General features: G+C 57.2%; 7 protein-coding genes. 6 read left to right on the top strand and 1 reads right to left on the bottom strand.

Annotated elements, in window-relative coordinates; genetic code table 11:
• The first annotated feature begins 31 nt into the window (after positions 1 to 31).
• From KG007_RS05165 to KG007_RS05140, 6 genes are all read left to right on the top strand, one after another.
• A complete protein-coding gene (locus KG007_RS05165; protein ID WP_213347588.1) occupies positions 32 to 1,201 on the top strand; it encodes a SusE domain-containing protein in 1,170 nt (389 codons plus the stop codon).
• A gap of 12 nt (positions 1,202 to 1,213) precedes the next feature.
• Positions 1,214 to 2,470 carry a glycoside hydrolase family 76 protein gene (locus KG007_RS05160; RefSeq protein ID WP_213347587.1) on the top strand — a complete coding sequence of 419 codons (1,257 nt, stop codon included), beginning with the start codon at positions 1,214 to 1,216 and terminating at the stop codon, positions 2,468 to 2,470.
• Between the two features lie 23 nt (positions 2,471 to 2,493).
• Positions 2,494 to 3,675 (top strand): SusE domain-containing protein, encoded by a 1,182-nt coding sequence (locus tag KG007_RS05155; RefSeq protein WP_213347586.1) that lies wholly within the window; start codon positions 2,494 to 2,496, stop codon positions 3,673 to 3,675.
• Between the two features lie 101 nt (positions 3,676 to 3,776).
• Positions 3,777 to 6,770 (top strand): glycosyl hydrolase 115 family protein, encoded by a 2,994-nt coding sequence (locus KG007_RS05150; protein WP_213347585.1) that lies wholly within the window; start codon positions 3,777 to 3,779, stop codon positions 6,768 to 6,770.
• 11 nt (positions 6,771 to 6,781) lie between these two features.
• Positions 6,782 to 9,157, top strand: a complete 2,376-nt coding sequence (locus tag KG007_RS05145) for a SusE domain-containing protein (RefSeq protein WP_213347584.1) — start codon at positions 6,782 to 6,784, stop codon at positions 9,155 to 9,157.
• The gene (locus KG007_RS05140) at positions 9,150 to 10,883 is read left to right on the top strand and encodes a family 43 glycosylhydrolase (RefSeq protein ID WP_213347583.1); all 1,734 of its coding nucleotides are present in this window, start codon (positions 9,150 to 9,152) and stop codon (positions 10,881 to 10,883) included. Before KG007_RS05145 ends, KG007_RS05140 begins: the two co-directional genes overlap by 8 nt.
• Positions 10,884 to 11,059: 176 nt before the next feature.
• Here KG007_RS05140 and KG007_RS05135 read toward each other — a convergent pair whose 3' ends face one another.
• Positions 11,060 to 11,533, bottom strand: a complete 474-nt coding sequence (locus KG007_RS05135) for an Lrp/AsnC family transcriptional regulator (RefSeq protein ID WP_195459137.1) — start codon at positions 11,531 to 11,533, stop codon at positions 11,060 to 11,062.
• Between the last annotated feature and the right edge of the window lie 2 nt (positions 11,534 to 11,535).

The following is an 11,535-nucleotide window of genomic DNA, read 5'->3' as shown; positions in this document are numbered from 1 at the left end:
GCGGCAGACAAACTAAACGACATAAAACAAGATGAGAACCCTATTTCGAAATATCGCGATTCTGACCGTAGCGGTGTCTCCCTTCGTTTCGGGATGCACCGACGACGGTAACGAGATCAACTATAACATCCAACCGGGAAACGAACTCTACCTCCCCCTTTCCGGGAAGGCCGTCGACCTGTCACGGGGCGCCGACGTGGAATTCCAATGGGCCCCGTCGGTCGCCTACGACAACGGCTTCGTATCGTATGAACTGCTGTTCGACCTCGAGGGCGGAGATTTTTCGGCTCCCCTGGCGGCAATGATAAGCCAGCTCAACGGCTCCAAGACCTATTTGAGCGTCACGTCCAAGAAACTGAACGCCGTGGCACGGGCCGCCGGATTAGGAACCTCCGAAACCGGCAACCTCAAATGGACGGTACGCGCTTCGAAAGGCCTTTTCGGCAGTATCTATTCCGAGTCGCGGTTGCTGTCGGTGACCACGACGAACGCCATGAATCCGTTCCCCCGGACCGTAATTCTCCGGGGCGACGCCCTCGAAGACCCGACGGGCATTAACATGGCGGCATCGGCCGGCATCGACAAGGCAGCCGCCTCGGAGGGAACCTTCGAATGCTTCACGAAGATCAAGGGCAGCACCGGCTTCACCGTCGAGGACGACCTCGGCAGGTACTATGTGCTGAACGAAAACAAAACCGTAACCTACTCCGAAACCGCCGTCAACAACCGGATGCCCTCCGAGGCGATTTACTGGCTCAAGATCGATTTCGACATGATGACCTGGTCCTACAACACCGTTTCGAAGATCGAATACTATGCGGCGGCGTGGGCCGACAACAAGATGTCGACCGTAAACCAGGCCATGACCTATGCCGGGAAAGGCGTCTGGACACTGCTCGACTACGAGAATACCATTTCCAACAACTCCGCCAACGATTCGCGCCACCGCTTCAACGCCACGCTCGGAGACGGAACCAAACTGTATCTCGGAACCCAGGCCTCGCTCGGAACCTCCTATACGACCGACTACCTCAAGGTCAATCTCTATACGACGGAAACAGTCAATACGACGGACAAGGTGAACTGGGAGATGACCTACAAATTCCTGACCGCCGACTGCGGACGCAAACTGGACTGCTACCTCTACCTGAACGGGGACAATCCGGCCGGAACGTGGTGGCACGAGTATAAATTCAAATAATAAGGAACAATTATGAAACTGTATAAATTCATGGGTCTACCGTTTATATTTTCGATGCTCGCCGTTTTTCCCGTAGCCTGCGAGGAAGACTATATGTCCATCACCAACCCTCCTACGGAGCAGAAAGCCAACATTTACTCCGACTACGAAATCGATTGGGCGGAGGCTGCCGACTCGGTTTCAACCGCATTCATCGAACGGTTCTATTGCAGTTCGAACCGCAACGGAGCCGACGGAGTATTCTCCTACAGCGAGTACAACAACCAAAAGAACAACAGCAACTGCTACTGGCAGCAGGCCCACGCCATGGGGGCCATGGTCGATTACTACAACCGGATCAAGTACTCCGATCCCGACCAGGCCGCACTCATCCGGAGCTATTTCAAACGCTGGTACGACAAACGGGGCAACAACTACGAAGGCAACGCCTCGTGGCGCGGAAGCACCGGCTTCGGCAACGACTTCACCGACGATACGCTCTGGATCACCATCGCCCTGCTGCAAATGTACGACGCCACAAAAGACGAAACCTACTACACTGCGGCCAAACAGACCTGGGACGAATGCGTGCGGCCCCGTTTCGCCTACAACCAATACGGCTGGCTGCCGTGGAAATGGACCAGCCTGGGCGCCAACGAGTGCACCAACGGCCCCGGAGCGATCGCAGCAGCCACCCTGGCCCGCTACGCCAAGGAGGCCGGAAACAGCGAGGAGTACAACCGCTACCTCAACGAAGCCTTCAAATGTTTCGACCAGAACATCCATGCCATGAACTCGGACGGCACGCTGGGCGACCCGCCGTTGAGCTATACCCAGGGAACCTGCATGGAGGCCGGACGGCTGATCTGGAAACTGACCGGCGAAGAGGGTTACATCCGCAAAGCGATCTCCGCAGCCCGCGGACAGATGTCGGCGGCGTCCATGAACGAAACGTACGAAGCAGAGCGGATCATGCGCGACGAAGGAACCGACGAGAACAACTCGATCTTCCACGCCGTATTCTTCCATTGGGCCGCCCGGATGGCCGTCGACAGCAATATCGACGCCGTCGATTCGCGCATCCGCGAAGAACTCGACCGCTACCTGCTGCGCCATGCCTCCTACTACTGGACACGCGGCATCGACAAGTCGCCGCTGGGCTGGGCCGACTCTTATTTCGGAGTCAAGTGCTACGAGGCGAGGACGCCCGGAACGGGCGGTTCGCTCGGGGCCTATACGAGTGCGGCACAGGCGCTCGAATCCATGTGGTTCGTTGAAAGATATAAATAGTCCGTTTGAAATTCGATCGAAACATGAAACGTATATTAAATATGCTTCTCCTTGTCGTTACGGTCATGGCTGTAACGGCATGCGACTCCGACGATAACAATCGTCAGAACGAACTCTGCTCCCCCGGCAAACTCTACCTCCCGAGGGATCAGTATCCGCTCGATATCACCGCCGGGCAGCCTGTGGTGTTCGAATGGGAAAACTCCAAGACAAACAACGCCTGTTATCAGGTTCTTTTCGACAAAGAAGAGGGTGACTTTTCCAAACCCGCGTATGTAATCACGAGTACGGCCAACGGCTTCATGCCCTCGTTGGAGGTATCTTCCGCCACGATGTCGACCATCGTCGCCCTGTGCGGCGGACTGCCCGGCCAGACCGTCACCGTAAAGTGGACCGTCCGGACGCTCAAAGGGCTCGACCAGGTTACAGGCGTGCAGGAAGGAGGATCACGAACCATCCTGGTTACGATGCCGAATACCGTAGACCCGCTTCCCGCTACGCTCGCGCTTCAGGGTACGGCAACGGAGAACCAGGCCGCCATCAGGCTCAACGCCGCACTTCCCGTATCGGCAACTACCGGGAAACACATCGCAGACCGGAAACAGGGCGCCATGGAATGTTTTACGCAATTCTCGGAAGGGACGTTCACCGTAAAGGACGACCTGGACCGTTACTTCGCACTCGAAGAGAACGGAACGCTGCGATGCACTTATGCCGAAGAGAGTCCCAATGCGGCTCCGGCAGCGGGCATCTACTGGGTATACCTCGACTTCAACACCATGACCTGGTCGATGAAGGAGATCGAAAAAGTGGTATTCTGGAACCGTCCGTGGTTCGGCGCCGAAAGCAAGCAGCCGATGACCTACAAAGGCAACGGCGTATGGGAAATCGTCGATTTCGCCTGGAATGTCGGAACGACCTCCCAGAAGGACACCCGGTATCATTTCAAGGTGTACTATACGGACCAGAGCATCGAAAGATGGGCTTACTGGAACGACGACTTCCGCCCCGAGGAAAACCCCGAGGCGAATCCGAAATGTTTCAACGTCTACCGGTTCGTGAATGCACTCAAAGACGACTGGGTCCATTCGTGGAAAACGACCAACGACAGCGAGGGCATCAACCAACTGGCGACTTTCCGGGTGCACATGAACAATGCGGACAAGGCCGATTATTTCCACGAACGCTCATTCAAGGATAAATAGCCATGCCGATAAAAGCCGACGCGGAAACCGGATCCGGTGAATCCGCCCACGACGGTAACTCCGGCCGACGCAACCCCATTCCGACGAAGTAGGAAAACCGTATGACACGCAGTCTGTTTTACACATTCGCGCTCTCCGTCCTTTGCATCCACCCGCTGGATGCGAAGGACGTGACGGTGCTTCCTGCGAAAGGGAACTCTCCGTCGGTCTTTTATCTCGCCGGACCGCACCGGCAGCCGGTCGTCTATGTCGACGGCAGCGACGCACCCGTCGTGAAGAAATCCGCCGGACTGTTCGCCTCGGACATCGGGGCCGTCACGGGAATCCCGGCGAAAGTCGTAACCTCGCTCGACGGGGTAAAGAGTTGCGTCATCGTCGGAACCATCGACGGCTGCGATGCCATCCGACGTCTTGCCGAAGCGGGAAAAATCGACCTCGAACCGATCCGGAACGGCTGGGAACAGTACCACATCCGGACTGTCCGGAAACCTTTCCCGGGAATTTCCGAGGCCCTCGTAATCGCCGGAAGCGACCGCCGGGGCACAGCCTACGGCATCCTGTCCCTTTCGGAGAAGGCAGGTGTCAGCCCGTGGTACTGGTGGGCCGACGTGCCGGTCCGAAAACACGAGCGGCTGTATGTCGACGCCCCCGGTCACTATTCCGCCGAGCCTTCGGTCCGGTACAGAGGGATTTTCCTGAACGACGAGGACTGGGGACTTACGCCCTGGGCAGCGAAAACCTTCGAAAAGGAGCGGGGCAACATCGGGCCGCGCACCTATTCCAAAGTTTGCGAATTGTTGTTGCGCCTGAAGGGCAACATGCTCGCTCCGGCCATGCATCCGGTATCGACACCGTTCCACAGCATTCCCGAGAACCGGATGGTCGCAGACTCCTTCGCCATCGTCCTGACCGCAACCCACTGCGAACCGCTGCTGCTCAACACGGCCGGCGAGTGGGACAAAAAGACGATGGGACCATGGGACTACGACGCCAACCGGGAGAAGATGAACGAAGTTCTGGCCGCACGGGTCCGCGAGGCTTCCCCGTACGAGAACGTTTACCCGCTGGCGCTCCGGGGCCTGCACGATGCTGTCATGGCGAACGGAATCCCGGTGAAGGAGAAGGTCCGGATGCTCTCCGAAGCCCTTGCGGACCAACGGAAAATCATCTCCGCGGAGGTTTCGGATCCCGTCGGGGAGGTTCCCCAGGTCTTCACGCCCTACAAGGAGGTGTTGGAAATCTATTCCAACGGACTGGAACTTCCCGACGAGGTGACGATCGTCTGGCCCGACGACAACTACGGCTACCTCAAGCGGCTGAGCGGCATCCGGGAACAACAGCGTTCGGGACGCTCGGGCGTCTATTACCACGTCTCCTATCTCGGGGTTCCCCACAGCTACCTGTGGTTCAGCACCACGCCGCCGGCACTGATGTACGAAGAGCTGAAAAAAGCGTACGACACGACAGCCGACCGCTACTGGCTGCTCAACTGCGGCGACCTGAAAGGCAGCGAAATGCAGGTTTCGCTGTTCATGGACATGGGCTACGACATCGGCGCCTTCACGCCGGAAACCGTCGTAGAGTATCCGGCTAAATGGCTGAGCGCCATTTTCGGCGAAACGATGTACGACGAACTGTGCCGGAACTACACTGCATTCCTGAACCTGGCGTTCAGCCGCAAACCGGAGTATATGGGCTGGGGTTATCACTGGAACCACTACGGCAACCAATGCGAGCAGCCGACCGACACGGACTTCTCGTTCCTCAATTACGACGAGGCGCAGCGGCGGCTCGCCGCCTGTTCGGAACTGGGAAGCTACGCCCGGAAGAGCTACGATTCGCTTCCGCAGGCATACCGGGCAGCTTTCTGCCAACTCGTCTGGTATCCGTTCCGGGGCATCGAACTGATGAACCGGATGACGCTCAAAGGCCAGTTGAACCGGATGTACGCCCGTCAGCACCGCGCATCGGCCAACCGTACAGCGGACGAAGTCAAAGCCTGCCGCGATTCGCTTGTCCTGATCACGGAGGAATACAATTCGATTGTCGGCGGGAAGTGGCGCCATATGATGTCCCTGAGGCAGAACTACGATCATACGAGTTCCTATTTCAAACTCCCGGAACTGCATTACATCGACCTTGACGGCCCGGCATCCCTCGCCCTTGCCGTAGAAGGGGAGGACATAAGCGGTATACGGAGTTTTCGGGCATTGCCCGTCTTCGACAAATACCTGCGCCAAAGTCATTGGATCGAGGTGTACAACACCGGCTGCGGAAGCGTCGACTGGAAAGCCGGGGTGTCCGACGACTGGATCGTGCTCTCGAAAGCGTCGGGCATGACCGGCTCCGAAGAGCGGATCGGGGTGTCCGTCGACTGGACGAAAGTTCCCGCGGGAAAGAATATCCTCGGGGAGATTTCCATCCGGGGAACGGGCGAAACCCTAAAGGTCCTGGTTTCGGTCTTCAATCCGGCGGAACCCACGCGGGAAGCCCTCGGAAACCTCTATGTCCAAAGCGACGGATATGTTTCGATTCCTGCGGCCGCTTTCCACCGGATAACAGGCAACGGGAAGGTCGCCGTGAAACCGGTTCCCGGGTTAGGCCCCGACGGCGACGCCCTTCAACTCGGCGACCCTGCTGCACCCCTGCAAAACTACCGGGACGAGAACACCCCTTCGGCAGAATACGATTTCTACTGTTTCGACGCCGGCCCGGTGGATGTCTACACCTACGCTCTTCCGCTCTTTCCGCTCCATGCGGACCGGGATTTCAAGCTGCCTGAGAATACGAATACAGACACCAAATACAGTATCCAGATCGACGGAGGAGCCATCGCGACCCCCACTTCATCCCATACCGAATACACCCAGGTATGGTACGAAAGCGTCCTGCGAAACAGCGTGGTGAACAAATCGGTCCTGCACGTCGACGCGCCGGGCCGCCACACGCTCCGCATCCGGACCGGTGACCCGGGGATGGTGATCCAGAAGATCGTCATCGATTTCGGAGGCATGAAACGCTCTTACCTCGGACCGCCGTCCACACAGGTGGCAACGGCTGATTCCCGATATAAAAATCAAATTAAAACCAACTAAAAGCCATACTTATGACACTTCAAAATTCCCTATTATCCGTGTTTGCTCTGGCTGCAACGCTCGTGTCCTGTTCGTCGGACAAGACGGATTCGGACCCGGCAGGACCGGCAACCGTAGAAAAACTGGCGGCGCCCAGAGACGGGCTGAGCGTCAACACGTTACTTTTAAACCCCGAAGAGTTCGAAGGCCTCCGGTTCGATTGGAAATCGGCCGGGGAGGGCCTGAAGTACGAACTCGTCTTCGACAAGGCCGGCGGCGACTTCTCCGCTCCGGCAGAGCGGTTCGAAACGACCGAAACGTCGCACACGCTCCAGTTCGAGGACATCCAGCGGCTTTTCGAAGAGAATAAAAACGAAGCGGGAGAGACCGCCGAACTCGCATGGCGGGTCTACACGACCTCGGAGCGGGGCAGGACGCAGTCGAAAGAGACCCGGCTGATCACGTTCACGACCGTAGCGAAGGTGGTTGTCAAAACGCTGATCGCACCCGAGAAAGAGACCGTTTTCAATCTGAAAAAACTCGCCGGAGATGTGACTTTCTCCTGGTCGAAGCCCGTATGGCTGGGTAGTGAAAAGGACATCAGCTACACATTCGTGATCGACCAGGCCGGCAACGACTTTTCGGAGCCGCTTCTCAGCGTGGAACTGGAAGCCGGAGAGGAGACACTCGCAGCGACCCAAACCGTGGTGACCAAAGAGAAACTGACCGAACTTTACGACGCCTCGCCGGTAGCAGCCGACGGGGACAGCTACTATTTGAAATGGGCCGTCTATGCCAAGATCGGCGCAAACAAAACCATCTCCGAGGAGATTCGCACCTTCTCGGTCATCCCGAAGGAGAAGATTCCCGCATTCACCGGGGGCGACGCGCTTTATATCGGGGTTCCCGGATCGACCGAAACCGGCCAGCAGATGGTCTACATCCCGGACAGCTATTACAAAACGGACAACGACAGTTGGCACGACCGGATGGAGAAGATCGGCCAGAACTGGAAGGATTTCCCCTACTACGAAGTATTCGTCTCGCTGAAGGCAAACGAAAAGTATTATTTCTATACGGCGGACGAAAACAACGAAAAGACGCACTTCTTCAAGGCGACCGCCTCCGACGGATTCGTCGAAACGGAAACCGAGGAGGATGCACAGGTCAAAATCGCACAGGACGGCATCTACCGAATCCGCTTCAAGGCCGACGGAACAAAGAAGGCCGACGTGCGGAAGGTGGAATACATCAACCTCCGGTTCGCCTGGGGAGCTTATGACCAGAACAAGTTCACCGACGCCGTGATGAATTACGCCGGTAAGGGACTTTGGACCCTGTCGTCCTACAACATCGTCCTCAAGGACATGGGAAGCTACAAGGAGGACCGCTACCGGTTCGTCATGAAACTCGACGGCATCGACCAGATTCAGGGCCTCTCGAAAAACAACGAGGGCAGCGTCACCGGAAACCGTCCCGGACAGAGCGAAGATGCCTCCTACTGGGACCTGCAGCTTTCGTATACGGGATGGGACCACTGGGTATTCAAGTATCCGGCCTGGCTCTGCGACGATTCGAACCTTGCCAAATGGTGTGCAGATGTCAGACTCTATATGAACGCCGACAAGGGACACTATACCCACGAGTTCGTTAATCCGGTCGAGGTGAAGGCATTCGCCGACGGCGATCCCCTGTATATCGACGGCACGGGAAGCGAGGCCGGACAGAAGGCCTCCTACATCACTTCGGCCTCCTACAACACCTCCATCGGCCAGTCGGGCGAAGTCGACGCTTTCAAGAACCAGGATTACAAATACGAAATTTTCACCAAACTCGGCGCCGGAAGCAAGTTCTATTTCCGATCAGTTACCGGAACCGTTTTCTACACGCTGACGGCAGACGGGACCCAGGTCAAGAAGATCAACTCGGCCGCCGAAGCCGAAGGAACCACAGCGAAAGAGGGCATCTACCGCATCCGGTTCAACATCACATCGGGCAAGGCTTATATCGTCCCGGTAGACAACGTGGAGCACTTCTTCTGCTGGACCTCCAAACTGACCGCCATGACCTACGAAGGGAAAGGCGTATGGGCGGCAAAGAACCTGAACATCGCGCTCCAGAAGACGAGCTGGGGTTTCGACGAACGGTATAAGTTCAAATTCACCATCGACGGAAAGGCGCAGCCGTTCGGACGCATGTCCACAAACGGCGATCGTCCCAACGCTTCGACGGCAGCGGATTACTGGTACGTCCAGCCTTCCCTGGCGAACCAGTGGGACCCCGCATTCAAATATCCGGACGCACTGTGCGACGGCAACAACCTGACACGGTGGTATGCCGACCTGTACCTCTATATGAACGACGACAAGGGACATTACACCCACGAATTCAAGAACACACATGAATAAAATGATCAGCACATTCGCAATCCTTTGCGGAACAATCCTGTCGGCATGCAGCCAGTCGGAGTCTTCTCCGGCCGGCCCCGACGGGCCGGCAACCGGGGAACCGGCAACCATACTGACAGCCCCGAAAAACGGGCTTTCCGTCAACCTCGACGCCCTGTCGAACCTCACGTTCTGGTGGGAGCGTACCACCGGCAAACCCGACGGATACGAACTGATATTCGATCTGGAAGGAGGCGATTTCACCGCCCCGGCGGCCTCTTTCCCGGCAGGCGGCAAGACCGAACTGACCCTCTCCTACCAGGACGTGAAAACCCTCTACCAAGCAACCCAGAAGGACGGCACGGCATCTCTCATCTGGACCGTAAACGCGCTTGCGGGCGATAAAACATACGGCGGCAAGGAGTCCCGCAAGCTGATTGTCACCAACACCATGGAGCCGTATATCGTCGAGGCGCTCTTCACCCCGGAAAACGGCAGCAGGGCCGACCTGACCCTGCTCGAGGAGAATCTCCACTTCAGTTGGTCGGCAGCCAAGACCTCCGGAACCAAAACCCCGTCGTACACCCTGCTGTTCGACCGAAAGGGCGGCGACTTCAGCGCACCCCTGGCCTCGTTCGACCTGGCCGGGAAAACCGAATTCGACCTCTCGAAGGAAGAGGTCCGCAAGCTCTTCGACGCCCATGCGGAAAGCGGAAGCGAAACCCTTCCGCTCGTCTGGACGGTGCGGTGCAACGTGGAAGACAACGCATGGCTGGCTTCGGAGCAATACCAATTAACCGTGACAACGCTTCCGGTAGCCTATTCGAACGCAATCTTCACGAACTTCTCGCTGCCCGACCCCGACGTAATCCGGGGCGACGACGGTTATTTCTACCTCTACGCCACCGAACATAAACGCAACGACCCCGACATGAAGAACAGTCCGATCATGCGTTCGCCCGACCTGATCAGTTGGACACGCGTCGGTTCGCTCTTTACGGACTCCACCCATCCCCAGATCACCGATCAGGACGCCGGGATCTGGGCGCCCTCGGTCAATAAAGTCGGCAATAAATACGTGATTTACTACTCCCAGCCGGGTAAGAATTACAAACACGCCATCGGCGTCGCCGTCTCCGACTCGCCCACAGGACCGTTCACGGATCTCGGGAAACTGATCGACAGCAACGAACAGGGCGTAGAAATTTCCATCGACGCCTACCTCTATCAGGAGGATGGCCGGAATTACCTGTTCTGGGGCAGCTTCCGCAGCATCAGCGTTCTCGAACTGACCGAGGACGGAACGGCCATCAAGAACAAGGCCACCCAGAAACGCCGGGAGGTGGCCGGAGGCCAGTACGAGGCTTCCGTCGTCCTGAAAAGGGACAACTGGTATTACCTGATCGTTTCGACGGGCGATTATTCGAAAGGCGGCACTTACCGGATTGTCGTCGGCAGGTCGCAAAGTGTTTTCGGTCCCTATGTGGATAAGAACGGAAACGACATGATGAGCGTCCACCACGAGCTGGTGCTGAAAGGCAACAGCACATTCTCCTCGCCGGGACACTGTTCGCGCATCATCACCGACGATGCCGGACAGGACTGGATTCTCTATCACGCCTATCCCAACGACAAGGACTACCGATGCCTGATGCTCGACCGGATCAACTGGGTGGACGGCTGGCCCGTTTCGCCGGGCCAGCAGCCGACATCCCAATCCGTAGACCGGCCCGTCTTCAACAAATAACCGCTCCGGACAACATTTTGTCCAACCCGTTCAAAACCCCTCCCCTCCAGGAGGGGTTTTGCATGACCGCGGACCGATCCCCGGCGAACCCCGTAAAGGCCCGGCCCCTCGCAAACGAAGCAAGGCACGGATGGGAACCCCTCCGTGCCTTACGTACAAATGCAGGGATACCTGCGCTATTCGTCGATAAAATCGATATTCACCTCGCGCTGGAACACCTCCTGCAACGAAATGTTGGTTTCCGTCGTCGCAATTCCCTGGATACGCAGGATACCGTCGAAAATCGTCCGCATCAGGTGTTCGTTATCCACGCAGTAGAGTTTCACCAGGATATTGCCGTTGCCGGTGATGAAGTGGCACTCCACGATTTCGGGAACCTTCCGCAGCTCCTCGACGGTCTGTTTGAGCAACTGCGGGTCCTTTAACGTGATGCTGATGTGGGCGCAGACATCGAAACCCATCATCTTGGGGTCGACGATCAGCCGGCTTCCGAGAATCACGCCCGACTCGTCGAGCTTGCGGATGCGCTGGTGGATGGCAGCGCCGGAGATTCCGCATTCGCGGGCGATCTCCAGGAAAGGCATGCGCGCATTCTTAATGAGGTATTTGAGAATCTTGCGATCGATCGCGTCCAATGCGGTTTTAGCCATAG

The sequence above is a fragment of the Alistipes montrealensis genome, from assembly GCF_018362775.1.
In the GTDB taxonomy this organism is placed as follows: Bacteria; Bacteroidota; Bacteroidia; order Bacteroidales; family Rikenellaceae; genus Alistipes; species Alistipes montrealensis.
The sequence above is the reverse complement of the archived record's forward strand: the minus strand, read 5'-3'. Positions and strand labels throughout refer to the sequence as shown.

Excerpts from the sequence above, each read along its gene's own strand:
- KG007_RS05165 (WP_213347588.1), top strand. The coding sequence starts at position 32 with ATGAGAACCCTATTTCGAAATATCGCGATTCTGACCGTAGCGGTGTCT.
- KG007_RS05160 (WP_213347587.1), top strand. The coding sequence starts at position 1,214 with ATGAAACTGTATAAATTCATGGGTCTACCGTTTATATTTTCGATGCTC.
- KG007_RS05155 (WP_213347586.1), top strand. The coding sequence starts at position 2,494 with ATGAAACGTATATTAAATATGCTTCTCCTTGTCGTTACGGTCATGGCT.
- KG007_RS05150 (WP_213347585.1), top strand. The coding sequence starts at position 3,777 with ATGACACGCAGTCTGTTTTACACATTCGCGCTCTCCGTCCTTTGCATC.
- KG007_RS05145 (WP_213347584.1), top strand. The coding sequence starts at position 6,782 with ATGACACTTCAAAATTCCCTATTATCCGTGTTTGCTCTGGCTGCAACG.
- KG007_RS05140 (WP_213347583.1), top strand. The coding sequence starts at position 9,150 with ATGAATAAAATGATCAGCACATTCGCAATCCTTTGCGGAACAATCCTG.
- KG007_RS05135 (WP_195459137.1), bottom strand. The coding sequence starts at position 11,533 with ATGGCTAAAACCGCATTGGACGCGATCGATCGCAAGATTCTCAAATAC.